The sequence below is a fragment of the Chelativorans sp. YIM 93263 genome (assembly GCF_028767125.1).
Taxonomy (GTDB): domain Bacteria; phylum Pseudomonadota; class Alphaproteobacteria; order Rhizobiales; family Rhizobiaceae; genus Chelativorans.
The window spans coordinates 38686-60289 of sequence record NZ_JAKCWP010000009.1 but is presented as its reverse complement, the minus strand read 5'-3'; the positions used below and the strand labels follow the sequence as shown (position 1 = coordinate 60289).

Here is a 21604-nt window from a genome sequence, read left to right as displayed (position 1 = left end):
GACTGGAGGTAGTCTGTTTCTTAGAACTGCATACCGAAGCCGACCATGACCCGATGGTTGCTGGCGTCGACGTCCTGGTCGGTGCCGGCGTACGTCAGAGTCTCGCTGCCATAGTCGGTGTAGCGGTACTCGAGCCGCGCGAAGGACTGCTCGGTGAGCTTGACGTCGGTGCCAGCTCCGGCCGTCCAGCCAATCGCGGTGGCAGTGTCAGAGTCGATTGGCGACTCGGCTTTGATGCGGGTCGCTGCACCACCGGCCGTGCCGTAGACCAGCACGTCGTTGGTGATGGCATAGCCGAGGCGCGCACGCAGCGAACCATCGACACCATATTTGAACTCGTCGTCGCCGTCCTCGACGTCCATGCCGTTATAGCCGACATCGCCCTCGACACCGTAGACAAACGCTTCGGACTGGCCGTTCCAACCAGCGAAAGCACTACCGACGAAGCCATCGGCCCTCTCTTCGACCTCGACGTCGTCAGTTTCGAACTTGCCCTCGAAGCCGTAGCCAAGCGCGATACCCGCATAAGGGCCCGCCCAGGTTGCCACGGGAGCAACCGCCATCGGGGCAGCCGGCGGCTGGGGCGGCTGTTCCATCACGACGTCCGCGGCATAAGCGGAGGTCATTCCGGTGGCGACGAGTGCTCCGGCTGTTGCGCCGAGCATCCAGTTCTTGTTGAGTTTCATTCGTACACTCCTTAACCCGGTAAATCTACGAAGGGGATGATGCCAGGGAGGCCGGCAACATCTCCCTCAAATGCCCCCACACCGGCGGTCCAAAACGAATGTCATGGCCGCACGGTTCCACAGGCCGAAGCAGAACGGGTGAAACGTGGCCGGATGATGACCAAAGATCGAAGTATTCCATATTCGCAATTGCGTCGCGAATGACTGTGACGGAAAGGACACAGTTTTAATCGAACGAAGCAGCACCGGCAAGCGCGTCGTCATTACCGTTGCTCGGAATCCGTGGCCCGAAGCCGGCCGGGAATGCTGTGATTTTACATGGTCCGAGCCTATATATGAGGAAAGGCAAGCGGGAGAATCATGCAATCGACCGGAGTAAACGCACTCGTTACCGGAGGGGCAAAACGAATCGGGCGGGCGATCGTTCGCGATCTCGCTGCCAATGGCTTCGGCGTGGCGATCCATTGCAGCCGCTCACGCAGCGATGCCGAGGAACTCGCCGGAGAGATCACGGCTCGAGGCGGTTCGGCCTGCGTGCTGCAGGCGGATCTCACGGACACGTCGCAGGCCAAGGCCCTGATCGACGAGGCGGTCAGCCGCCTCGGCCGGGTGCAACTGGTGATTAACAACGCTTCCGTGTTCGAGGACGATTCCGTAGAGGCGTTTTCCGAGGAGATATGGGACCGGCATTTCGCCATGCATGTGAAGGCGCCGTCCATCATCACCGGGCGCTTTGCCAATCTGTTAGCGCCGGAGCGCGAAGGGCTGGTCGTTAATATGATCGACCAGCGCGTCTGGCGGCCGACGCCCCGCTTCTTCAGCTACACGCTGTCGAAGTCGGCCTTGTGGACCGCGACACATACGGCTGCGCAGGCGCTGGGGCCGAGAATCCGCGTCAACGCCATCGGTCCGGGCCCGACCCTGCCCAACAAGCGCCAAGATGAAACGGATTTCCGGCGGCAGACCGAAAACCTTCCCTTGCGCCGCGGGCCGGAGCTCTTCGAATTCGGTGCGACGATCCGGTATCTCTGGGAGACGCCTTCAATTACGGGCCAGATGATCGCGCTTGATGGCGGCCAGCATCTTGCGTGGGAGACCCCGGACGTGGTTGGGGTCGCCGAATGAGTGTATCGGCCTCCCCTCCCGAGACCATCCCCCTGTCCGGCACATTGGTAGCATGGGACAGCGCGGGCAGCGAGAAAGCCGCGGCCGGCGCGGAGGTCATCCAGGCTGTGGTCAAACGCCTGCCGAACGCGCCCGGCGTCTATCGTATGATGAACGCCAAGGGTGACGTGCTGTATGTCGGCAAAGCCCGCAGCCTGAAGAAGCGCGTCACCAATTACGCCCAGGGGCGCGGCCACTCAAACCGGATCGAGCGGATGATCCGCGAAACGGCGTCCATGGAGTTCGTCGTCACGCGCACCGAAACCGAGGCGCTGCTGCTCGAAGCGAACCTGATCAAGCATTTGCGCCCGCGCTTCAATGTGCTTCTGCGCGACGACAAATCCTTTCCGTATATCCTCCTGACGGGCGATCATCCCGCTCCGGGCATTTTCAAGCACCGTGGTGCGCGCACGCGGAAAGGCGACTATTTCGGCCCCTTTGCCTCTGCCGGGGCCGTTGGCCGAACCATAAATTCTCTGCAAAGAGCCTTTCTCATCCGTACCTGCACGGACTCCGTGTTCGAGAGCCGCACCAGGCCCTGCCTGCTCTACCAGATCAAGCGCTGCTCCGGCCCATGCACCGGTGAGATTAGCGCCGAGAACTATGCCAAACTCGTCTCTGAAGCGAAGGCGTTTCTTTCGGGGCGTTCGAGCCGGGTGAAGGCGGATATCTCCGACGCGATGCAGGAGGCCTCCGACGCGCTCGATTTCGAACGGGCGGCGGTCTATCGTGACCGTCTCTCTGCGCTCAGTCATGTGCAAAGCCATCAGGGCATCAATCCACAAGGAATCGAGGAGGCCGACGTCTTTGCCATTCACCAGGAAGGCGGGCAGAGCTGCATTCAGGTCTTCTTCTTCCGTACCGGGCAGAACTGGGGCAACCGGGCTTATTTTCCCAAGGCTGATCCCGCGCTTGGTCCCGACGAGGTGCTGGGCTCCTTCCTTGCCCAGTTTTATGATGACAAGCCTTGCCCCAGGATGCTGCTCCTGTCGCATGAGATCGAAGACCAGGAACTGCTGAGCGAAGCCTTGTCGGCGCGGGCGGGCCGCAAGGTCTTCGTCTCCGCCCCTCGACGCGGGGAGAAGAAGAATCTCGCCGAGCATGCGCTTCAGAACGCGCGCGAGGCGCTCGGCCGCCGGCTGGCCGAGACCTCCTCCCAACGGAGACTTCTGGAATCTTTGGCCGAGACTTTCGGCCTGGAGAGCACTCCGCGCCGCATCGAAGTCTACGACAACTCCCACATCATGGGCACGAACGCCGTTGGCGCGATGATCGTGGCGGGCGTGGAAGGGTTTGTGAAAGGCCAATACCGCAAGTTCAACATCCGTTCGACCGAGATCTCGCCGGGGGACGACTTCGGCATGATGCGCGAGGTAATGCGGCGGCGCTTCTCGCGTCTCGTGAAGGAACACGGCCTTCCCGCTAATGGCGCCGACCCGCAGGACGATGCCGAGGCCTTTCCCGCATGGCCGGATGTAATCCTTATCGACGGTGGCCAGGGGCAACTTTCCGCCGTGCGACAAATTCTCGCCGATCTGGGCATTGCGGAGATGGTTACCGCCATCGGAATCGCCAAGGGGCCGGACCGGGAGGCCGGGCGCGAGCGCTTCTTCATGAATGGGCGCCCGTCCTTCAGCCTGCCGGTGCGCGATCCGGTGCTCTATTTCGTCCAGAGGCTGCGCGATGAGGCGCACCGCTTTGCCATCGGCTCTCACAGGGCACGGCGAAAGAAAGAAATGACGCGGAATCCGCTCGATGAGGTCCCGGGGATCGGTCCGGGGCGAAAGCGTGCGCTTCTGCACCACTTCGGAACCGCAAAGGCAGTGAGCCGCGCGGGTGTGGAGGATCTGATGAGCGTCGAGGGCATATCTGAATCGATCGCCCGGCAGGTCTACAGCCATTTTCATGAAAACGGTTAGAGCTGTTAGGGACTTGGTTTCATCACCGTGACACATGCTCGTGCTTGCCACATGCACCCGGTTCTGGTTTGAAAAATTGTTTTGAAAGCAGCAGATACATGCAGCAGCGCGCCTTCAACCTTCCAAACCTCCTGACCTACGCACGTATCGTGGCGGTACCGCTCATCGTGCTTTGTTTCTTCCTGGAAGGACGGCTTCAGTCGAGCGACTTCGCACGCTGGTCCGCGCTCGCCATCTTTCTCGCGGCGAGTATTACGGACTATTTCGACGGATACATTGCCCGCACCTGGCAGCAGACCTCGAATATCGGCAAAATGCTGGATCCCATTGCCGACAAGTTGCTGGTCGCGACATGTCTGCTGCTGCTTGCGGCAGATACGGACCGCACCATTGCCGGCTGGACGCTATGGGCGGCCATCATTATCCTGTGCCGGGAAATCCTGGTGTCGGGCCTGCGCGAGTATCTGGCAGCGTTGAAGGTGAGCGTTCCGGTAACGCAACTCGCCAAATGGAAGACGGCCATCCAAATGCTCGCCATCGGGTTCCTGCTCGCCGGCCCGGCCGGCGACAAGATTGTTCCGTATATTACCGAGGCCGGCATTGCGCTCTTGTGGTTTTCAGCGCTGGTGACCCTTTACACCGGGTACGACTACTTCCGCGCCGGGCTGAAACACATCGTCGAGGACTAGAGGCACAATGAAGCTCGTCTATTTCGCTTGGGTTCGCGAACGAATTGGCAAAGAGGCTGAGACACTCACCCCTCCCGACGAGGTGAAGACCGTGGCTGATCTGCTCGAGTGGCTGAAAGCGCGTGGCGACGGCTATGCGGCTGCACTCGAGGTTCCTGAAATCATCCGCGTGGCCGTGGACCAGCAGCATGTGACCCATGACAGCCGATTGCCTGAGAACGGCGAGATTGCCCTCTTCCCACCCATGACGGGAGGCTGAGCCTTGCCTGAGGCCGTTGAACCGCGCGTGCGTGTCCAGCAGGAAGATTTTGATGTCGCGTCCGAAATCGACCAACTGACCGGCGGGCGCAAGGATATCGGCGCTGTCGTGACCTTTACCGGCCTTTGCCGGGACGAGAACGGGCGACTCGCCGCTCTCGAACTGGAACATTATCCGGCTATGGCCGAAGCCGAGATATGCCGGATTGCGCGGGAGGCTGCGGAGCGCTGGTCGCTCTCCGGCCTCTCGATCATTCATCGTTTCGGCAAGATTCTGCCGGGTGAGAACATCGTCCTTGTGGTCGCGGCCTCGACGCACCGGCGCGCTGCGCTCGACGCGGCCGATTTCCTCATGGACTACTTAAAATCTCGCGCGCCCTTCTGGAAGAAGGAACACCCCGCCGACGGGGCGGCTAGCCAATGGGTCGAAGCGAAACCGGCTGACGAAGACGCTCTCGACCGTTGGCGGTAGAGCCTTTGCCGCTCTTCCAGTCTTAAAACTTCCCGGTCTCGCCGAAGAACGCAAACGTCGCCCTCATATGATCGGCCGCCGCACGAACCGGCGCCGATGCATGCGGCGCGACGAGCATGCCCAGATGGTAGTTGCCCAGTGCCGGTAAGCCGTCTTCGGCCCCAAGCTCAACCAGATCCTCACCGATGAAGGATTTGGGCAGCGGTGCAATAGCCAGCCCGCCCATGATGGCGGCCCGCTGGCCGGCGGTATGTGCACTCATATACGCGACACGATACTCACGCCCGAACTCGCCAAGTGCTTTCACGGCGGCGTTCCGCCAGATGCAGCCTTCCTCCCATAGAGAAACCGGCACGGGCTCGCGCAGATGCGCACAGCCGCCCTTCTTGCCGGCCCAAACGATCGGTTCCGTCAGCAGCACCTCGACGCCCGGCTCTTGCCGCATGGTCTCATCCGAGCAGGTCAGCAACGTGATGTCGAGCTGCCGGTTGGCCATGCGCTTACGCAAGTTCACGCTCTGATCGATCACAACGTCGACAGCGATCGCCGGATGGGATTCGGAAAAACGCCTGAGCACGCTCGGCAGGACGCGCTCGCCAAAGTCGTCCGGCGAACCGAAGCGCACGACACCGCTGATGTCCGGCATGACGAACTTTGAAACCGCCTCCCGATTGAGCGCCAGCATGCGCCGCGCATAGCCAAGCAGCAGATCGCCATCCGCCGTCAGCGAAACCGACCTTGCATCGCGCACGAAAACTGGTCGGCCGAGAATCTCCTCCATTTTCTTGATCTGCATGGAGACTGCAGACGGTGTGCGGAAAACGGCATTGGCGGCCGAGGTGAAGCTGCCGGTCTCTGCGATCGCTACAAAGGTACGCAGCACATCGAGTTCCAGGAGCGGCAGCGGGTGATTGACGGGCGCGTTCATGGCTCAGCTTTCAATTTATCTGAAACAAAACATCATTCCATTTCGTTTGATTGAACATCAAGGGTGAACCATAGTCAAGTCCAACATCGGAGAGCCGGTCGGAAACCAGGAGAGAGACAATGGCTATGTATTCATCTGTATCGGACTATCTGCACCGTGGATTCTTACGCTGGCGGCGTCGGCGCACCAACCGCATCATCCGTAATCTTCCGCTGGAAATTCAAAAGGATATCGGGTGGCCTGACAGCAACAGAGAACAACGTCGCAAGTTGTATCAACCGGAGTCGTTTTGAGAATGGCGAGTGTTATCAACGCACCCTAAATGAAAGCGAAAATTGGAGGTCGAGCCATGAGATACCTGCAGACAATCACTAACTTCCTGCGTGAATTCCGTGAGATCAGTGAGCATGCGCGCACCGGCCGCCGGCCGGCTTCGCGTCAGGCACAGCCCACGGACCTGTCACAGCCGCGCTGAAACGCATTCGGCATGTCGCAATTCCTATCGGCCGCTTCGCATTTTCAGCGGCGGATAGTGACAGCAAATCGCTAGAAGGGGCGGCAACATTTGAGGTCGCCCCTTCTGTTCGTGAGGGGTGACGGCTGCATCCGCACCAGTCGATGGAGGCGATGATGAAATTTCTGCGCCGTTTTTGCAGTACCAGACACCACCGCTCTCGCCAGGCATTCGGCGATCGCGCGCGGCTGGCAAGCACAATGCCGGGCGAGACCGGCGCATTATCCGCGCTGCGCCTGGGTATGCTTGTAAACTGACGGGCGCTCTGTCCCTGAACCATTCCCGCGCGATTTAGAGCGCCTTATCGGCCGTGATGATTTTTCTGTGCGCGCCCTGTTATTTCATTGACAGGAAAGGCTTTACCGGCGCACCATTGCTCTAATTGCGACGCTATGTTTGACCTGCGGAGGAGGCAGGCATGCGGGACAACAAACCGCTTAAGCGTTCACTGGTCTTCTTTCTCGTCCCCGACTTCACGATGGTCGCTTTTGCGACCGCGCTCGAACCGTTGCGGGCGGCCAATCGTCTCGCCGGCTATACCGCCTATGAATGGCGTCTTGCGAGCGTCGACGGCCAATCTGTGCGCAGTTCGAGCGGCGTCGAGATCAGCGTCCAGACCTCGCTTGCCGAGGAACGGCAGAAGATGATGGGTCAGGAACGCCCTACCATGGTCATCGTCTGCAGCGGCCTCGGTATTGAAGACTATGCCGAGAAGTCGGTATTCGCCTGGCTGCGCGAAGAGTATAATCGCGGGGTGGCCCTTGGGGGCCTTTGCACGGGGGCATACGTCCTCGCGGCGGCCGGTCTGCTCGCCAACAAACGCTGTGCGATCCATTGGGAGAACCTGCCGGGTTTCGCGGAACGATTTCCGAAGGCCAATGTCTTCGCCGATCTGTTCGAGACTGATACGAATATCTACACCTGCGCCGGCGGGACCGCAGCCATGGACATGATGTTCCGGCTAATCGGCGAAGATTTCGATGAAAACCTGGTGAACCGCGTCTGCGAACAGATGCTGACCGACCGCGTCCGCAATCCTTCCGATCGGCAGCGGCTGCCGCTCAGGGCGCGTCTCGGCGTTCAGAATTCAAAAGTGCTGACGATCATCGAATTGATGGAAGCCAACTTGTCAGAGCCGCTGTCTCTGGTCGAAATCGCCGGGGCGGTCGGGCTTTCCCGGCGTCAGATCGAGCGTCTCTTCCGCCAGGAGATGGGGCGCTCGCCGGCTCGTTATTATCTCGAGCTGCGGCTGGACCGCGCACGTCATCTGCTCGTGCAGTCCACCATGCCCGTGGTTGAAGTGGCCGTCGCCTGCGGTTTTGTCTCCGCGTCGCATTTTTCGAAATGCTACCGCGAGCTTTACGCCCGCTCGCCACAGCAGGAACGCGCCAACCGCAAACAGCTCGCAGCGGCCTAGCATGACAGTGAGAAACTGGCTGCGAGACAGTCAGCGCTCTTCGCGCGACCTGTAACGCGAGTAAAACCGGGGCAAATGGTTACGGGATGCTAGGCCCGACTGTCGGGTCGTCGCGCCATCTCCAGATGCGATCCTGCCACATCTTCTCACCTATGAGACAATCGGTCGATGCCTGCGCTTGCACATTGATGACCGGCAACTCTCTGGGTGACGGCGTGTACCCTGCGATTTCCATCACGAGCTTGCGGCGGACGGCCTCGGGAAACTGCGACCAGTCGTTCACCGGAATCATGAAGGCTCCCACTCCGCCGATTACGCATTCGGTATAGTACTGGTCTAGATTTTCGACATCGTATGTGGACGTGGCCCCGGCATCGGTCATCAGCGGCAGCCCGTTGATCGTGATACCGGCTTCGATGAGTCTGCCCTGCGCCTCTTCGACGGGCGCGCCCTGGTTGTTCGGACCGTCCCCGGAAATGTCGACAATGCGCCGCTCTCCGCTATAGCTGCTCTCGGCGAAAAGATCCGCCGCGAAGTTCATCGCCCCCGATATCGAGGTGCGCCGGGCGCTGCGTGGGGGATTTATCTCCAGCATATCGGCGACATGCGCCGCGTCCTCCGCCGACGCTATGACGGTCCAGGGCACCACGAGGCGTTGGGAGAAATCGCCTGCCCATTCGAAATACGCGATGGCGATGCGGCCGTGCCGCCCGGCCTCGATCGCTCCGATCACCGAATCATCCGTGAGTGCTGAGGCATAGCCCCGGCGCTGGATCTCCATCTCGCCGGGCGACATGGAGAGCGAGACGTCGACAGCAAGAACCAACTCCACATCGACGTTCTGTTGCGCCTGACCTGCACCCGCCAGGAACAGGAGCGGTATCGCGGTCAGTGCACCTAAAGCCAGCGAGCGCAAATCTCGAGGGTAAGCGAACATACTTAGAAGTTTATGCCAAACCCGCGCAGCGGCAATCCGCCACAGGCAAAAATCGGACCGCTAGCTCATCACTTTTACGCGAGAGGCCGAAAATCGCTCGGAATCCACTCAGCCGTCGGTCCGCAGCGCCTCGTTGGCCGGGTCGTACGGGCTTTCCGCGATGACCGTGGCTCGGTGCAACGTGCCGAGTATTTTGATTTCGACCTCGCTGCCTTCCTGCGCGTGCTCCGGGCGCAGCATGGCGAGCGCCAGGCTTTTTCCGACGCGCCATCCGTATCCGCCGTGCGTCGCACGGCCGACCAGCCTCCCGTCCTTGTAAATCGCCTCCGAGCCGCGGGCATCGGCATCGGTCACGTCGTGGACTTCCAGCGTCACGTAATTCCAGCGAAGTCCCTCCTCGCGCTGACGCACGAGCGCATCACGGCCAAGGAAGTCCTCCTTGTCGAGGCGGATGAAACGGTCCAGCCCGCTCTCCCAGGCCGTGTACTCGATGGAAAGCTCGCGTGGGATCAGCCGGTAGCTCTTCTCGATCGCCATCGCCGTCATCGCGCGGATGCCGAAGGGCTTGATGCCGAACTGCGCGCCCGCCTCCATCAGCATGTCGTAGATCGTGTTCTGCATCGAGATCGGATGATGCAGCTCCCAGCCCAACTCGCCGACGAAATTGACGCGAAGCGCATGCGCCGTTGCATGCCCCAGCGAGATCTTCTTGCCGGAGAGCCATGGGAAGTCGGCATTCGACAGCGAGGTTCGCGTCAGCTTTTTCAGAACATCGCGCGACCGCGGCCCGGCAACGATAAGAACGCCGTACTGCTCCGTAATCGGGCGCAGCACGACCGAGCCGTCGTCCGGCAGGAGCTTGAACAGGACATCGTGATCGTGCGCCTCGAACCCGCCGGCCGAGACGAGATAAAAGCGGTCCGGCGCCCATTCGTAGACTGTAAACTCCGAGCGCACGCCACCGCTCTTCGTCAGAAGGTGGCAAAGCGCCACCCTGCCCCGCTTCTTCGGGACGCGGTTGGCAAAGATGCTGTTTAGCCAGTCGCGCGCGCCCTGCCCCGAAATTTCGATCTTAGCGAAGGGAGACATGTCGAGCAGGCCGACGTTCTCGTGAACGTTCTTCACCTCATCGCCGACATGCTCGAAGTAGTTCGAACGGCGGAAGGACCATTTCTCTACGACCCGCCCGTCTTCCAGGGGAGCTGCGTGATTGTGCTTGGTGATCACGTCCGCGCCGACGCCCAGTTCCTCTTCCGGCACCGCGTAACCTTCCGGCGCAAACCAGTTGGCTCGCTCCCAGCCATAGACGGAGCCGAAAACAGCGCCGAGCTTCTTCTGGCGCTCATAGCTGGGCGTGGTCTTCAGCGGCCGCCCTGCAATCCTTTCCTCGTCCGGATAGTGCAGGGTGAAGACGTTGGCGTAGGCCTCTTCATTCTTCTCGCGCAGGTACCCTTCCGTCGCGTACGGGCCGAAGCGGCGCGGGTCGACACCCATCATGTCGATGGATGGCTCACCCTCCACGATCCACTCGGCGATCTGCCAGCCCGCGCCCCCAGCCGCCGTGACACCGAACGAGTGCCCCTCGTTTAGCCAGAAGTTCTTTAGCCCCGGCGCCGGGCCGACGATGGGCGAGCCGTCCGGCGTATAGGCAATCGCGCCGTTGTAGATTTCCTTGATTCCGGCTTCACCGAAAGCGGGAACGCGCTCGATGGCGGTCTCCACATGTGGCATCAGCCGGTCCAGATCCTCCTGGAACAGCTCGTATTCGCTGTTCTCCGACGGCCCGTCGACATAGCAGCACGGCGCGCCCGCCTCATATAGCCCGAGCAGCAGACCGCCATTCTCCTCACGCATGTACCAGGAGGAATCGCTTTCGCGCAGCACGCCCATTTCCGGCAAGCCCTGCTTCTTGCGCTCGACGATAGCCGGATGCGGTTCGGTAACGATGTATTGGTGCTCGACGGGAATCACGGGAACGTCCAGTCCGACCATCCGGCCGGTTTGACGCGCGAAATTGCCCGTCGCGGAGACCACATGCTCTGTCAGGATATCGCCTTTGTCGGTTCTCACCAGCCACTTTCCGTCGCCCTGCTGCTCGATCGCGGTGACCCTCGTGTTGCGATAGATGGTGGCGCCCTTGTCGCGCGCGCCCTTTGCCATCGCCTGGGTCAAGTCGGCGGGCTGGATATAACCGTCGTCCGGATGCTGAATGGCGCCGATCAGACCGTCCGTCTCGCACAATGGCCAGACTTCCTTTACCTGCTTTGGGGCCAGGAGCTTGTAGGGAACGCCGATGGTCTCGGCGATACCGGCATAGTACAAGTACTCGTCCCAACGGTCCTTGGTCCGCGCCAGACGAATGTTGGAGCACTGGGTGAAACCGACATTCATACCGGTCTCGCGTTCAAGCTCCTGGTAAAACCTCACCGAGTATTTATGGATCTGGCCGACTGAATAGCTCACGTTGAACAACGGCAGCAGACCCGCGGCATGCCAGGTGGAGCCGGATGTCAGCTCCCTGCGCTCCACGAGCACCACATCCGACCAGCCCTTTCTGGCGAGGTGGTAGAGGGTCGAGACGCCGACCACCCCTCCTCCAATGACCACTGCCCGCGCCTCGCTCTTCATGCCAATGCTCCTCACATTCCTGCGGCCGCCGGCCGTTTCCCAGGTTGAGATTATGCATGGCCCGAACGCACCCCCGGCCTGTTTGCGACATAGCCGAATTGTGACGCGACTCCTGTCCACCACTCGCTGGAATTCAGGCCCGGCATCGCCATTTTCGCTCTGAAAAACACGATCAGGTCAGTTGAATTGGCTGCAAAGAGCATTGACCTTTGAGGCCGAAGCCGTGACAAACGGACCTGCGCGGACGTGGCGGAATTGGTAGACGCAAGGGACTTAAAATCCCTCGGGCTTCGCCCGTGCGGGTTCGATCCCCGCCGTCCGCACCACTCTTCAGATGGTATTCCTATCCAATCAGGTTGAATAACAGGAAAATCGCCGCGGAAAGCGCGGCCGCGGCAGGGACTGTCGTAACCCAAGCGGTGACGATGGTCCGCACATGGGCGCGACGCACCAGCCGACGGCGGTGGATTTCCTCGCGTGAGACTTTGCCCGACGGCTCCTCCTCATCTGAGAACAGAACGCCAAAGGCACTGGTCTCTCCGCTTTCGGCACGCTCCTGCTTAACCCGTAGTCCCTTTCGCTCCAGATATGCGCGGCGGCGCTTTGAGCGCGCGGTGTACCATTCGCGGAAGAACCCGACGCCGAAGATGGCACCGACCGCGGTGTGTGTGGAACTGACCGGCAGGCCCAGTGCCGAAGCGATAATAACTGTAATGGCGGCAGCCAGCGCTACGCAGAACGCCCGCATGGGATTGAGCTTTGTAATCTGCTCGCCCACCATGCGGATGAGCTTCGGCCCGAAGAGCACCAGCCCGAGGGAAATGCCGAAAGCACCGATCACCATGACCCAAAGTGGAATGGAAACTTCGGTCGTGATTGCATCGGCCTGTGCGGTGAACACGATCGCCGCCAGCGGTCCCACCGCATTCGCCACATCGTTGGCCCCGTGAGCAAACGACAAAAGTGCCGCCGAAATAACGAGCGGCAGGTTGAACAGCCGGCGCAGCGACTGATTGCGGTTATCCATCCCTTTTGACTGGTGGCGTACGAATGGATGAGAAACGCCCCAGAATACGAAGAAGGCGACCACCCCGAGGATCATGGCCGTCGAGGTATCGATAGGGACAATCTGTTTCAGGCCTTTCGTGGCCAGATAGGCCGTGAAAGCACCGGCCATAATCGCGATCAGAAGCGGCACCCAGCGCCGCGCGGCAGCGATTTTATCGTCCTGGTAAATGACAAACGTTTTCACGAAGCCCAGGAAAAGAGCGGCGACGACTCCGCCCATCACCGGCGAGACAACCCAGCTCGCCGCGATTTGCGCCATGGTGAACCAGTCTACGGCGGCAAATCCGGCGGCCGCAATGCCAGCCCCCATCACGCCGCCTACCACCGAATGCGTTGTCGAAACCGGTGCACCGACCCAAGTGGCAAGGTTGATCCATAAGGCCGAAGAGACGAGCGCCGCCATCATCACCCGTATGAAAATCCCCGGACTTCCTACCGCCTCCGGTGCGATTATGCCCTTCGAGACCGTGTCGACCACGTCACCACCGGCGATCAGCGCGCCCGCACTCTCGAAAATTGCGGCGAGAACCAAGGCTCCGCCCAAGCTGAGTGCCCTCGAGCCGACAGCCGGACTGACATTGTTGGCCACATCGTTTGCGCCGATATTCAGCGCCATGTAGCCACCCAGCGCCGCCGCGGCCACGATCACCAGCGCGCGCGGCTCTCCGGAAACGTAGATCGAGGCGAGAAAGGCGACCAGCGCCAGAAAAAGAAGTCCCAGGCCCGGGGCCACAAGACCGCGCGCGAGCGTGTTTGCCGCTTCCTCGACATAGACCAGCTTGTCCAGATCCTTGTCGAGCGTCTGTTTCTTTAGGTTCGTGGAAGTCTTGCTCATGGAAAGCCTGTCGTTCACTCCCCGGATGGAGCGTCGTCATGCAATGATCGCCTAAGGCGTTCCTTCACGCGGTACAAGGACCGGTGGCCCGAAAGTCGTGAAAAGACGCCACTAAGCGCTTTGTACCGTCGAGTTTTTGGCAAACTCGCTGATGAGTTCGGCCAGATCCGGCTCCTCAACGAGTTGACTGGCCTCTTCCGGAGGATGCCACCGGCGGGTGCGCTTCTTCTTTTCCCGCCACCGCTTTGCTTCACGCTCGACGTACAGCGGAAATACCGCCACTTCACAGCGCCGGCGCAGCCCGGTTCGAGTCTCTTTTCCATAAAAGTAGTGCCCGATGGGGGATAGGTCGGTCCTTCCTTCCACGCCCGCTTCCTCCAGAGCTTCACGCGAAGCCGCCTCGGAGAGTTCCTCGCGGCCCTCCGGCCATCCCTTGGGCAACACCCACCGGCCGGTGCCACGGCTGGTGACCAGCATGATTTCAACACCGTCCTGTCCGCGCCGCCACGGCAACGCCGCAACCTGCACGTGCGGTGGGTTGCCGCCAAAAAGCTGGCGGAGCCGTTCCAGAACATTGATGCGCGCAATGTGGCCCATGATCTCCCTTCGAACAAAAACGAATCGTTGGATGGAACATATGGCGCTTACGCGCATAGGCAAATAATTGGGAAGGAAGAGGCGAGCCGCTGCTCAGCCGTCTGCGTTGTCGGCGATGGGCTTTTGATAGGAAAAGCCCATGTCCCAGGGAAAGTAGATCCAGGTATCCTGCGAGACCTCGGTGATAAACGTATCGACTTGAGGCCGTCCCTGCGGCTTTGCGTAGACTGCGGCGAAATGCGCCTTCGGGATCATGGCACGCACGATCGCCGCCGTTCTGCCGGTATCGGTCAGATCGTCGACAATCAGAACCTCGCGGCCTTCGTCCACCAGGAGGTCCGCCGAGATCTCCTTGAGAACCTCCAGATCCCCTTGCTCGCTGTATTCGTGATAGGAAGCGACGCAGACGGTTTCAATCAGCCTGATCCCGAGCTCACGCGCGACGACCGCTGCCGGAACAAGCCCTCCCCGCGTGATGCAGACGATCGCTTTCCATCGACCGTTGCTGCTGGCCAGGCGCCAGGCGAGCGCCCGCGCATCACGGTGAAACTGGTCCCAGGATACGGGAAAGGCTTTTTCGGGAAGAGACATGATCGCACTCTCCGCTCCGGCGGATTGTTGTTGCTGAGAATGCGGCGGGAATTAGCCGGAAACGAGAGCGAAAAGCAAGAGCGGCGGCCAGCCGATTTCACTTCACCCCTTCCGGTCCTTGATATGAAAGCCGGATTTCCTACCTCGTCCGTAGGCCCTACACGCACCTGGTGCTGGAAGAGTTCGGGGACGCTTCAAAAAATGAGCTGAAGAAACCGCCTCGAATGGCATCTGTTGCCTTGACGGAAAATTCGACACAACCTAATGAACGCTGTCACGGCCTCGTGGCGGAGTGGTTACGCAGAGGACTGCAAATCCTTGCACCCCGGTTCGATTCCGGGCGAGGCCTCCACTTGCCACACCTTGTGGCAATAACCAACTGATCTAGTTAGCTTTTTTCTCGGCGTTTTCGGGCTGGGACGCCACCCCTCCATTTGGGTGTGGCAGTATGTTCCCCATTTCACCCCAATCGATTCGCAAAACGGCTTGCCTGGCGAGCTTCGCCTGTTGCTTTTTGGCGGTGTAGATCTTGGACGTTTTGCCGTCCTTCCAACCGAACAGCCCGTCGAGCATCGAGTCGGTTGCCTCGCTCTCGGCCAGGCTGGTCGCCAGTCCCTTGCGCACGGTGTGGGCGGTGCAGTGAGGAAGGCCCGCCTGGTCGAACCAGTCGGACACCCTGTTGCCCAGGCCCTTGATCGAGAAAGGCTTGCCGTATTCGGTGAGCAGATAGTTCATGCCCTTTGCCGGATGCATCGCAAGGACCGTATCCAGGATCGGATGAATGGCGATCTGAAGCGTTACCGGTCCCCGGTTTCGGTTCTTGAAAAGCCGTAGCTGGAAGATGTCGCCGCGACGATGCTGCGGCCCGATCGTTGCAAGGTCCGAAACACGCAGGCCGGTGTACATCAAAATGACGATCGCGAGTGTCGCCTTTGAGGCGGTGCCGTGGTGCTGGATATATCTTCCAATCTCTTCCGCCGTAATCGTATGATGGCCCTCGGACTTCTTGCGGAAGGGCTGCACCAACCTGGCGCGATTCTCCTTGACGATCTTCTCGCGTTTGCCGTCCCTGCCCGGCCGTGTGGTCTCAAATACCTGCCGCAATACCTTCAGCCGCTCATCCGCCGCGAACGGCGTTGACGCCTTGCGATCGCGAAGGACCTCGATGTTCTTCACGTCGAGCGCCGCCAGGGGCATGTTCGCGTAGAGCCGCTTGCCTCCTGGCTTCAGCGGCTCCAGCAGCATGGCATCGATAATCGCCCGCCGCTTGGCCTGGGTTGTTTTGTCCAGCCGGCGATAAGCATCCGAGGCGAGATAGAGAGAGCAAAGCCAGCGAAAGGTGCCAGGCTGCGGACGGCCGGAAAGATCGTCCTTCGCGCCGTCGTCAGCTTGCCCCTCGCCTTCAGCAATACGGCGCAGTCTCCAGTATTCCCTGGAAAACTCCTCGCTGTCCGGATCGTCCGGGAGACGACCGTAGCGCTTTCCCTCGTAGCGGAAATAGCGGCGAACGCCACCGTGGCGGGAAACGTTCTTCTCTATGTATGGCAGGTCGATCGCGGCCAAATCCTCGTCCAGAAGCTCGGGAGCAGTCACGCCTCGGCCCTCCATTCTTCGAGGTCCTCGGGTTCCGGCTCGTCAACCGGGCGGTCAGTAGGCCATTCGGCAAGCGCGGCGTCAATCTCCGCCACGCGCCATATCTTCGTCCGATTCCAGACGCGAGGCCGGGGCAGCCGTCCTTCCTCGACGAGCTTCAGGATCGTGTTCGGGCTGACACCAAGCGAAAGCGCGACGTCATTAATCCGCATGCCGATTCGCGGCACCGGCCGATCAATGAAGCCGCGAGCCGTCATTCCTTTACCCGCTTGCATGTCGGCCCGTTCGCCAGAGGAAGATCGCTCAAAAAAGCCTCCCCTCGATGCTCTCCCGGGCTGCGCATTCCGGGCAGGTGTGCGTGTAGGGCTGCTCCTCGCCGCTCTCGCGCCGCGCAAGTCGGGGTGCGGACCCGAACAGGTCGGACGTATCGCTTCCGTCCTTCGGCGGCTTGGCTTTGCGGATGATCCAGCCGGCCGTCTTCGCGTCGGCGATCATCACCCGGAAATCCTCGTGGGCGTATGTATTGGGATAGCTCGCTGGGCAGTGGTCGCAGCTGACCTGGCTCTTGCCTTCGTGGTGCTGGATCATGAAACTCCGCTCCTTGTCATCGGTGCGTTTCAGCCGCATGATTGGAAATTGAGGGGAGACGCGGGCAAGCAGTATGGACATTGATCGAGCGCTTAGCGCTGCGAGCAACGCAGTTTGCATCATACTTGGCGTGGCTCTTGGGCTGGCGCTCTCGACCTTCAGTGACGTCTCTGGCTGGCTTGAGAAATGGCAGACTTTGATTGCCGGCGCCCTCGCTCTCCTCGCAGGAACACTGAGCGTGTTGGCCATGAGACGCTCTGATGAGTTGCAGGAGCGGCGACATTCTCAGTTGATCGGTTTCAGCCAAAGAAGTGAGTTTCGCAAATTGGAGCGTGCACTGCGTGATGCCGAGATCACTACCGGCAATTTGCAAAAAGCTGTTCCGGATACCGTCTACGACCTGCGACAGCTTAAATTCGGCGCACCCGTGGATGACGAGCTCGCCATTAATTTGTCTCTTAGTTTGAGCTGCGCCAAGTTCGTACTTGAAAGTGAGCACCTGCAGGATGTGAGAGAGATAATTCCTATTAGTACACTGAAGGCCCAAGACGGTGTTCGGTACATGGCGAAATTGCTGCGGACGCATCCAGAGGTGGCAAAAAGTGCAGCTGATCTCCCAGCCAAAGCCGAAACTACCGCAAAATTTCTCGAATCGTTTCACAAAGAGTGGGGCAAGTTTGCTAGCCTGCTGGACGAGCATGTGCGAGACAAGAACTCTCTTTCCTAGCATCCGTCGTCCCGTCTGACGTTTCTCCACGATTACATTCCCCAGTGATCTTTGTTGGCCATGAAGTCGTCTCGCGCCTGGCCCTCGCGGCGCTTGATGATCGCAACGGCGATGACCATGCAGATGAGGCCGAGAGCGAGGCCGGAAGCGGCGGCAGTGAGAAGCTCCAGCATCAGAACGCCCCCATGATGAAAGCGCATGCGACCGCGACGAACGCGCCGACCGCAGCAAGGGCAGCGAGATCGGTGAGCAGGCCGGTGATGGAAAAGGGCTCGTCGGCCCCGGGTGTCTGCATGAGGGGTTTCATGGGCGCAGCCTCGCTTGTTCCGGATTTGGCGCGTGACACGCGCTGCCGCTGAACGATAAAGCTAAAGAAGATGCGGGCCGGCTGCCGCAAACATCGCGGCTCGCGCAACCCCTCGAACGCAAACGAACACGAGGAGCTGATGCCGTATGAACGGTTGGATGATCGAAAGGCGCGGTGCGGTGGTAGCGATCATGCGCCAAGGCCCCCGCTTCGTTGCGTCGGTCGACGGGGATGCCGTCGGCTTCTACCATGCGCCGGAGGCCGCGCTGCTCGATCTCCTGGGCGGTCATACCGCTTCCCCATCATCCGGCGTCGATACGTCCAAGCTCGATCTGCCAGAGGATCTTTCGGAATGGAAACGGCTCTGCGGCTGAGGCAGCTTCCGACTGGCATCGGACAGGCGGCGCTTCTGAGACATGTCCAGGATCGCCCCGGCGAGTTGGCGGGCATCGGCGTCCGGAAGGCGCAGGCGCAGGACAGTGTCGTCCTCTAACAAGAAGGATAGAGAACGCATGTCGGGGTCATCCGCCGAGATCGAAACACCGCGCCAAGCAGCCCGGCGGCCGAGCCGTCTTGAATGTTCGCTCGCGCTCACGAGTCCTCTCCTTCGTCGTTGACCGACTGGAGCTCGTATCGTCCACGGCGAGACAGCAGGGACCTTGTACCGTCACGCGTCTCTTGCACCGGCGTCACGTAACAAAGACGCAGGCCATGCCGGGCAAGGAGTTCCTTGAGCCCTGCGAGCAAGTCATCTGTCATAATCCCCGTGTTTCCGCAGAGGCGGAGTGTCAGACTTGTTCCGTGGTGGTCGGGCATAGCAGCGCTCCGTTTGCTTGATCCTCCCGAGTAGGCCGCGCCGGATGCGAAACCTGTGACGGCGCGGCCCCTTTAAGGATGCAACGTTAATGTGATTTACTCACATCACAATGTCAAATGAAATGTGAATAACTCACGTCTGCCTGCGCGTGAGCCTTACCGGGATTTCGAATCTCTGGGCTTTGTGCGTGCCTTATGGGTACTCTTGACGAGGATCTTCACAGGTTGTTGCAAATCGGAACGAATTGAAACGCTTGTAAACGATGACTTGGCGGCTTGAATGCCTGAGAACGGAACAATCTCCGGTGGAATTCGAGATTGACATAGAATTCAGGAAATTGTTCCTATTCTGTTCTGGCGGAGTGAAATGGGGTTGAGGAAAAGGTTAAATGCGGGCGAGGCAAATGAGGGCCGAAACGACGGAGCTGCAAGGGGAAACAACTGAAGACGGAAAAGTGGATAGACGAGCGGTGTTTGGTGGCCTGATCGCAGCTGCCGCATTCGGTTCGGGGACGGCGTCGTCTAATCCCTATCGCGATGTGAATGTTGCTGCTGAGGCACTAGCCTCATCAATGCAAGTCGCCCATGGCGGAACATGGGTGGTGCATGTGGATCACGAGGTGGGAGTCGTGGCGGTATTTCGCGACTGCTCGTAGTCTTCGAGAAGCGCCTTAGCGACACTTAACACTCGCGCCTGGACGGCCGGAGGTGCATCGGCCAAACGGGTAAAGACCTCCCGCAGTTCTTCGCTTTGACCCGCAAAGGCATCCTCGGGAGAACCTTCTCCAGTGAGGAGCCAAGCCTCACTTACTTTGAAGGCGCGCGCGTAGTCCTTGGCGGCACGCGTGATGCCGGAATGCCCTCTCTCATGCTGGGAATAGGTGTTGTAGTTCCAGCCAAAACGGAGCGCCGCGTCTTTCGCAGTGGCGAAGTTTCGCATCTTGCGCGCCTCTCTCAGGCGAGCCGCCTGCTTGTCAACTCGGGTTACATCCGTCATGGCGTGACTTATTCACATTTTTGGTGTGAGTTTCTACTTGACAGAATGATGTGACTTTCTCACACTTCTGAACATGCTTGATACGCCTATCGACGTGACAGCATTACGAGCCGACCTTGGATGGACCCAGCAGCAACTGGCGGACCATTGCGACGTCGATCGCTCGACGATCTCCAACTGGGAGGCGAAGCCCCCCACCAGAGGACCGGCCTACATTCTCCTTCGGCGGCTCGCCGATACCTTGAAGGAGCCTGCCGAATGAGCGCCGCCAAACACTCCCCCCAAGACCGCAGATCCGAACGCGCTTTCGCTGTGGCACCTGCCGCGCCTTCCGCCCATGCCTCCCGGGCGGTGGGTGCGGCTTTTTCCTCTCAATCGCTGCGGCTCTCCGACCAGGTGGCGACGCTTCTCGCCGTCGTGGCCGCGCATGATCGCATTTCGCCTGCCGAGTTCATTGCCCGCGCCGTCTGCCGGCGCGCGGAGGAGATCGGTATCGCGTTCCTTACGCGGCAGGGCGATGCCCCTGCTCCCGACATAACTCCCGAGAGCGAAGACCACGGCGGGGGCGGCAATCCGGCCGCTCCCGCAGGCGGCGGTCCGGCCGGCGGGGATGCGGTGCGGGCGCCGCCATGACGTGATGATTTCGTGGGCCGTGTCTCGTGTGTTCATGCCCACACACTGAACCAGCCAATCCCTTCCCGCTACGGGAAACGACGCCGGGTTTTCCCGGCGCGGGAATGATTTTTGCCCGGAAGGGCGGATGCGAGGAAAGCCATGATCCCCAATGCCAATGCCCGCCTATACCGCATCAAGGCCGCGCAACGCGACCTGATCGCGGCCGCCGGCGGCATAGAGCGCGTTGCCGAAATCGTCGGCTACGGCAAATCAACGGTGGGCCGCTGGAACCATGGGGACAGCCCCGACCTGATGCCGCTCGATGCGGTGTGGATGCTGGAGGCGGAGACCTCCTCGCCGCTGGTCACGTCCGCCCTGGCGGAGCTTTCCGGACGGCGGCTCACCGATCTGCAGCGGGAGAACGAGACCGCGGCCGACATCATGCGCGGCTATGCGGATCTGTGCACCAAGGCTGGCGAGCTGATGGCCACCATGGCGAATGCGCTGGCGGACGGCCGTGTAACGCCCGCCGAGGCCACCGCCTACGATCGACGTCTTGCCGAACTTTCCGACCTGATCGCCGCCTGCCGCAAGCAGGCCGCCAGCGTGCGCGGCGAAGGCGGATTCGCGGTGGTGAACGGGGGCGCGGAATGAATGCCGGACGGGCCTATGCCTGCCCGGATGGCGACCGTGTGGCGGCAGTAGTGGGAGGGCTGGTCTGATGGCGGCAAACCCCGTCCCCGTCATGCTCCAGGTGCCGCCGAAGACTTATCAGCGCCTGCACGAGAGTGCGAAGGCGCGAGGCTACAAGCCCACCGCCTATGCGCAGCTTCTCTTTGACGCTGCCTTTGCCGCGCGCGTCGGCCAGGAGCGCGGCACTCCCGCCAGTGACGCCGAACTGGACGAACAGGTGCGGCTCGTCTTCGCCTGCGCCGGCCAGGCCGACACGGCCGCGATCGCCAAGGCGACCGGCGTGGCCGAAGCGCGCGTGGCAAAGATCCTCGACGGCCTGCGCGAACACCGCCGCCTTTCGACAGCCTCACGGAGGGCGCGGAAATGAAGCGGGAGCCGACGCACTCAATGGCAGGGGCGATAGCCGTAGGCACACTGATCGCCGCCTGTGCCCTGATCATGGCGATCATCGCTGGCGCGGGCGGAAGCTGATGGCGGCGCTGACGGTATCCCATCGTCATGCGCTCGAATGGCTTGGAGGGACGTGATGTCCAAGGGGAAAGAGAGAGAGCCGAACATCGAGTAC

Annotated in this window: 29 protein-coding genes and 2 tRNA genes; 17 read left to right on the top strand and 14 right to left on the bottom strand. The window is 60.7% G+C overall.

Features of this window, described 5'->3' with window-relative positions; all coding sequences use genetic code 11:
* Positions 1–20: 20 nt before the first annotated feature.
* On the bottom strand, positions 21–686 hold the full coding sequence (locus LY631_RS17075) for an outer membrane protein (RefSeq protein WP_274426802.1): 666 nt from the start codon (positions 684–686) through the stop codon (positions 21–23).
* 360 nt (positions 687–1046) lie between these two features.
* Here LY631_RS17075 and LY631_RS17070 point away from each other — a divergent pair, with 360 nt between their 5' ends.
* From LY631_RS17070 to LY631_RS17050, 5 genes are all read left to right on the top strand, one after another.
* Positions 1047–1811, top strand: a complete 765-nt coding sequence (locus LY631_RS17070) for an SDR family oxidoreductase (RefSeq protein WP_274426801.1) — start codon at positions 1047–1049, stop codon at positions 1809–1811.
* Positions 1808–3769: an excinuclease ABC subunit UvrC gene (gene uvrC / locus LY631_RS17065; protein WP_274426800.1), complete on the top strand. Its 1962-nt coding sequence runs from the start codon at positions 1808–1810 to the stop codon at positions 3767–3769. The genes LY631_RS17070 and uvrC overlap by 4 nt, the downstream gene beginning before the upstream one ends.
* 98 nt (positions 3770–3867) lie before the next feature.
* Positions 3868–4458 (top strand): CDP-diacylglycerol--glycerol-3-phosphate 3-phosphatidyltransferase, encoded by a 591-nt coding sequence (gene pgsA, locus LY631_RS17060; RefSeq protein ID WP_274426799.1) that lies wholly within the window; start codon positions 3868–3870, stop codon positions 4456–4458.
* Between the two features lie 7 nt (positions 4459–4465).
* Complete coding sequence (moaD, locus tag LY631_RS17055; protein WP_274426798.1) at positions 4466–4717, top strand: molybdopterin converting factor subunit 1; 252 nt, start codon at positions 4466–4468, stop codon at positions 4715–4717.
* A 3-nt stretch (positions 4718–4720) separates the two neighbouring features.
* On the top strand, positions 4721–5188 hold the full coding sequence (locus tag LY631_RS17050; protein WP_274426797.1) for a molybdenum cofactor biosynthesis protein MoaE: 468 nt from the start codon (positions 4721–4723) through the stop codon (positions 5186–5188).
* Between the two features lie 22 nt (positions 5189–5210).
* Here the strand turns inward: LY631_RS17050 and LY631_RS17045 are convergent, their stop codons facing one another.
* Positions 5211–6116, bottom strand: coding sequence for a LysR substrate-binding domain-containing protein (locus tag LY631_RS17045; RefSeq protein ID WP_274426796.1), 906 nt, complete (start codon positions 6114–6116; stop codon positions 5211–5213).
* A gap of 119 nt (positions 6117–6235) precedes the next feature.
* Here LY631_RS17045 and LY631_RS17040 point away from each other — a divergent pair, with 119 nt between their 5' ends.
* The 3 genes from LY631_RS17040 to LY631_RS17030 all read left to right on the top strand — a co-directional run bounded on the left by LY631_RS17040 (position 6236) and on the right by LY631_RS17030 (position 8047).
* Positions 6236–6409, top strand: coding sequence for a hypothetical protein (locus LY631_RS17040; RefSeq protein WP_274426795.1), 174 nt, complete (start codon positions 6236–6238; stop codon positions 6407–6409).
* A 56-nt stretch (positions 6410–6465) separates the two neighbouring features.
* Positions 6466–6591, top strand: a complete 126-nt coding sequence (locus LY631_RS17035) for a hypothetical protein (RefSeq protein ID WP_274426794.1) — start codon at positions 6466–6468, stop codon at positions 6589–6591.
* A gap of 457 nt (positions 6592–7048) precedes the next feature.
* Positions 7049–8047 (top strand): GlxA family transcriptional regulator, encoded by a 999-nt coding sequence (locus LY631_RS17030; RefSeq protein ID WP_274426793.1) that lies wholly within the window; start codon positions 7049–7051, stop codon positions 8045–8047.
* Between the two features lie 79 nt (positions 8048–8126).
* On the opposite strand, the gene LY631_RS17025 is transcribed toward LY631_RS17030, so the two are convergent.
* Together LY631_RS17025 and LY631_RS17020 are read right to left on the bottom strand one after the other, a co-directional pair.
* Positions 8127–8984 carry a DUF1194 domain-containing protein gene (locus LY631_RS17025; protein ID WP_274426792.1) on the bottom strand — a complete coding sequence of 286 codons (858 nt, stop codon included), beginning with the start codon at positions 8982–8984 and terminating at the stop codon, positions 8127–8129.
* A 108-nt stretch (positions 8985–9092) separates the two neighbouring features.
* Positions 9093–11612 carry a GcvT family protein gene (locus LY631_RS17020; RefSeq protein ID WP_274426791.1) on the bottom strand — a complete coding sequence of 840 codons (2520 nt, stop codon included), beginning with the start codon at positions 11610–11612 and terminating at the stop codon, positions 9093–9095.
* A gap of 240 nt (positions 11613–11852) precedes the next feature.
* On the opposite strand from LY631_RS17020, the gene LY631_RS17015 reads away from it, so the two are divergent.
* A tRNA-Leu gene (locus LY631_RS17015) sits at positions 11853–11938 on the top strand.
* 17 nt (positions 11939–11955) lie between these two features.
* On the opposite strand, the gene LY631_RS17010 is transcribed toward LY631_RS17015, so the two are convergent.
* The 3 genes from LY631_RS17010 to gpt form a co-directional block, all read right to left on the bottom strand.
* Positions 11956–13515, bottom strand: a complete 1560-nt coding sequence (locus LY631_RS17010) for an inorganic phosphate transporter (protein ID WP_274426790.1) — start codon at positions 13513–13515, stop codon at positions 11956–11958.
* Positions 13516–13626: 111 nt separating this feature from the next.
* Complete coding sequence (locus LY631_RS17005) at positions 13627–14112, bottom strand: NUDIX hydrolase (protein ID WP_274426789.1); 486 nt, start codon at positions 14110–14112, stop codon at positions 13627–13629.
* Positions 14113–14205: 93 nt separating this feature from the next.
* A complete protein-coding gene (gene gpt, locus LY631_RS17000; RefSeq protein WP_274426788.1) occupies positions 14206–14703 on the bottom strand; it encodes a xanthine phosphoribosyltransferase in 498 nt (165 codons plus the stop codon).
* A gap of 278 nt (positions 14704–14981) precedes the next feature.
* Here gpt and LY631_RS16995 point away from each other — a divergent pair.
* Positions 14982–15055, top strand: a tRNA-Cys gene (locus LY631_RS16995).
* A gap of 32 nt (positions 15056–15087) precedes the next feature.
* Here LY631_RS16995 and LY631_RS16990 read toward each other — a convergent pair.
* The 3 genes from LY631_RS16990 to LY631_RS16980 are packed head-to-tail and all read right to left on the bottom strand — an operon-like array spanning position 15088 to position 16965.
* On the bottom strand, positions 15088–16296 hold the full coding sequence (locus LY631_RS16990; RefSeq protein WP_274426787.1) for a site-specific integrase: 1209 nt from the start codon (positions 16294–16296) through the stop codon (positions 15088–15090).
* Entirely contained in the window at positions 16293–16553 is a 261-nt protein-coding gene (locus LY631_RS16985) for a helix-turn-helix transcriptional regulator (protein WP_274426786.1), read from the bottom strand. The genes LY631_RS16990 and LY631_RS16985 overlap by 4 nt, the downstream gene beginning before the upstream one ends.
* A gap of 46 nt (positions 16554–16599) precedes the next feature.
* A complete protein-coding gene (locus LY631_RS16980; RefSeq protein WP_274426785.1) occupies positions 16600–16965 on the bottom strand; it encodes a hypothetical protein in 366 nt (121 codons plus the stop codon).
* Between LY631_RS16980 and LY631_RS16975 the strand changes: the two genes are divergently transcribed.
* Positions 16958–17611, top strand: a complete 654-nt coding sequence (locus LY631_RS16975; RefSeq protein WP_274426784.1) for a hypothetical protein — start codon at positions 16958–16960, stop codon at positions 17609–17611. The two genes, LY631_RS16980 and LY631_RS16975, sit on opposite strands and share 8 nt — an antisense overlap.
* A gap of 32 nt (positions 17612–17643) precedes the next feature.
* On the opposite strand, the gene LY631_RS16970 is transcribed toward LY631_RS16975, so the two are convergent.
* Positions 17644–17784: a hypothetical protein gene (locus LY631_RS16970; RefSeq protein ID WP_274426783.1), complete on the bottom strand. Its 141-nt coding sequence runs from the start codon at positions 17782–17784 to the stop codon at positions 17644–17646.
* On the bottom strand, positions 17784–17918 hold the full coding sequence (locus LY631_RS16965; RefSeq protein WP_274426782.1) for a hypothetical protein: 135 nt from the start codon (positions 17916–17918) through the stop codon (positions 17784–17786). The genes LY631_RS16970 and LY631_RS16965 overlap by 1 nt, the downstream gene beginning before the upstream one ends.
* 146 nt (positions 17919–18064) lie before the next feature.
* On the opposite strand from LY631_RS16965, the gene LY631_RS16960 reads away from it, so the two are divergent.
* Both LY631_RS16960 and LY631_RS16955 read left to right on the top strand, forming a co-directional pair.
* Positions 18065–18292, top strand: a complete 228-nt coding sequence (locus tag LY631_RS16960; RefSeq protein ID WP_274426781.1) for a hypothetical protein — start codon at positions 18065–18067, stop codon at positions 18290–18292.
* Positions 18271–18411, top strand: a complete 141-nt coding sequence (locus LY631_RS16955; protein ID WP_274426780.1) for a hypothetical protein — start codon at positions 18271–18273, stop codon at positions 18409–18411. The genes LY631_RS16960 and LY631_RS16955 overlap by 22 nt, the downstream gene beginning before the upstream one ends.
* 98 nt (positions 18412–18509) lie before the next feature.
* On the opposite strand, the gene LY631_RS16950 is transcribed toward LY631_RS16955, so the two are convergent.
* Together LY631_RS16950 and LY631_RS16945 are read right to left on the bottom strand one after the other, a co-directional pair.
* Positions 18510–18677 (bottom strand): hypothetical protein, encoded by a 168-nt coding sequence (locus LY631_RS16950; protein ID WP_274426779.1) that lies wholly within the window; start codon positions 18675–18677, stop codon positions 18510–18512.
* A gap of 670 nt (positions 18678–19347) precedes the next feature.
* Positions 19348–19731 (bottom strand): helix-turn-helix domain-containing protein, encoded by a 384-nt coding sequence (locus tag LY631_RS16945; RefSeq protein WP_274426778.1) that lies wholly within the window; start codon positions 19729–19731, stop codon positions 19348–19350.
* A 94-nt stretch (positions 19732–19825) separates the two neighbouring features.
* Here LY631_RS16945 and LY631_RS16940 point away from each other — a divergent pair, with 94 nt between their 5' ends.
* From LY631_RS16940 to LY631_RS16925, 4 genes are all read left to right on the top strand, one after another.
* Positions 19826–19993, top strand: coding sequence for a helix-turn-helix transcriptional regulator (locus LY631_RS16940; RefSeq protein ID WP_274426777.1), 168 nt, complete (start codon positions 19826–19828; stop codon positions 19991–19993).
* Positions 19990–20364 (top strand): hypothetical protein, encoded by a 375-nt coding sequence (locus tag LY631_RS16935; protein ID WP_274426776.1) that lies wholly within the window; start codon positions 19990–19992, stop codon positions 20362–20364. Before LY631_RS16940 ends, LY631_RS16935 begins: the two co-directional genes overlap by 4 nt.
* A gap of 141 nt (positions 20365–20505) precedes the next feature.
* Positions 20506–21000, top strand: a complete 495-nt coding sequence (locus tag LY631_RS16930; protein WP_274426775.1) for a phage regulatory CII family protein — start codon at positions 20506–20508, stop codon at positions 20998–21000.
* 67 nt (positions 21001–21067) lie between these two features.
* Positions 21068–21406, top strand: coding sequence for a hypothetical protein (locus LY631_RS16925; protein ID WP_274426774.1), 339 nt, complete (start codon positions 21068–21070; stop codon positions 21404–21406).
* Positions 21407–21604 lie beyond the last annotated feature (198 nt).

What these genes read in the sequence shown, in the direction of transcription:
- LY631_RS17075 (WP_274426802.1), bottom strand. Translation starts at nt 686, where the DNA reads ATGAAACTCAACAAGAACTGGATGCTCGGCGCAACAGCCGGAGCACTC.
- LY631_RS17070 (WP_274426801.1), top strand. Translation starts at nt 1,047, where the DNA reads ATGCAATCGACCGGAGTAAACGCACTCGTTACCGGAGGGGCAAAACGA.
- uvrC (WP_274426800.1), top strand. Translation starts at nt 1,808, where the DNA reads ATGAGTGTATCGGCCTCCCCTCCCGAGACCATCCCCCTGTCCGGCACA.
- pgsA (WP_274426799.1), top strand. Translation starts at nt 3,868, where the DNA reads ATGCAGCAGCGCGCCTTCAACCTTCCAAACCTCCTGACCTACGCACGT.
- moaD (WP_274426798.1), top strand. Translation starts at nt 4,466, where the DNA reads ATGAAGCTCGTCTATTTCGCTTGGGTTCGCGAACGAATTGGCAAAGAG.
- LY631_RS17045 (WP_274426796.1), bottom strand. Translation starts at nt 6,116, where the DNA reads ATGAACGCGCCCGTCAATCACCCGCTGCCGCTCCTGGAACTCGATGTG.
- LY631_RS17040 (WP_274426795.1), top strand. Translation starts at nt 6,236, where the DNA reads ATGGCTATGTATTCATCTGTATCGGACTATCTGCACCGTGGATTCTTA.
- LY631_RS17035 (WP_274426794.1), top strand. Translation starts at nt 6,466, where the DNA reads ATGAGATACCTGCAGACAATCACTAACTTCCTGCGTGAATTCCGTGAG.
- LY631_RS17030 (WP_274426793.1), top strand. Translation starts at nt 7,049, where the DNA reads ATGCGGGACAACAAACCGCTTAAGCGTTCACTGGTCTTCTTTCTCGTC.
- LY631_RS17025 (WP_274426792.1), bottom strand. Translation starts at nt 8,984, where the DNA reads ATGTTCGCTTACCCTCGAGATTTGCGCTCGCTGGCTTTAGGTGCACTG.
- LY631_RS17020 (WP_274426791.1), bottom strand. Translation starts at nt 11,612, where the DNA reads ATGAAGAGCGAGGCGCGGGCAGTGGTCATTGGAGGAGGGGTGGTCGGC.
- LY631_RS17010 (WP_274426790.1), bottom strand. Translation starts at nt 13,515, where the DNA reads ATGAGCAAGACTTCCACGAACCTAAAGAAACAGACGCTCGACAAGGAT.
- LY631_RS17005 (WP_274426789.1), bottom strand. Translation starts at nt 14,112, where the DNA reads ATGGGCCACATTGCGCGCATCAATGTTCTGGAACGGCTCCGCCAGCTT.
- gpt (WP_274426788.1), bottom strand. Translation starts at nt 14,703, where the DNA reads ATGTCTCTTCCCGAAAAAGCCTTTCCCGTATCCTGGGACCAGTTTCAC.
- LY631_RS16985 (WP_274426786.1), bottom strand. Translation starts at nt 16,553, where the DNA reads ATGACGGCTCGCGGCTTCATTGATCGGCCGGTGCCGCGAATCGGCATG.
- LY631_RS16975 (WP_274426784.1), top strand. Translation starts at nt 16,958, where the DNA reads ATGGACATTGATCGAGCGCTTAGCGCTGCGAGCAACGCAGTTTGCATC.
- LY631_RS16980 (WP_274426785.1), bottom strand. Translation starts at nt 16,965, where the DNA reads ATGTCCATACTGCTTGCCCGCGTCTCCCCTCAATTTCCAATCATGCGG.
- LY631_RS16970 (WP_274426783.1), bottom strand. Translation starts at nt 17,784, where the DNA reads ATGCTGGAGCTTCTCACTGCCGCCGCTTCCGGCCTCGCTCTCGGCCTC.
- LY631_RS16965 (WP_274426782.1), bottom strand. Translation starts at nt 17,918, where the DNA reads ATGAAACCCCTCATGCAGACACCCGGGGCCGACGAGCCCTTTTCCATC.
- LY631_RS16960 (WP_274426781.1), top strand. Translation starts at nt 18,065, where the DNA reads ATGAACGGTTGGATGATCGAAAGGCGCGGTGCGGTGGTAGCGATCATG.
- LY631_RS16955 (WP_274426780.1), top strand. Translation starts at nt 18,271, where the DNA reads ATGGAAACGGCTCTGCGGCTGAGGCAGCTTCCGACTGGCATCGGACAG.
- LY631_RS16950 (WP_274426779.1), bottom strand. Translation starts at nt 18,677, where the DNA reads ATGACAGATGACTTGCTCGCAGGGCTCAAGGAACTCCTTGCCCGGCAT.
- LY631_RS16945 (WP_274426778.1), bottom strand. Translation starts at nt 19,731, where the DNA reads ATGACGGATGTAACCCGAGTTGACAAGCAGGCGGCTCGCCTGAGAGAG.
- LY631_RS16935 (WP_274426776.1), top strand. Translation starts at nt 19,990, where the DNA reads ATGAGCGCCGCCAAACACTCCCCCCAAGACCGCAGATCCGAACGCGCT.
- LY631_RS16930 (WP_274426775.1), top strand. Translation starts at nt 20,506, where the DNA reads ATGATCCCCAATGCCAATGCCCGCCTATACCGCATCAAGGCCGCGCAA.
- LY631_RS16925 (WP_274426774.1), top strand. Translation starts at nt 21,068, where the DNA reads ATGGCGGCAAACCCCGTCCCCGTCATGCTCCAGGTGCCGCCGAAGACT.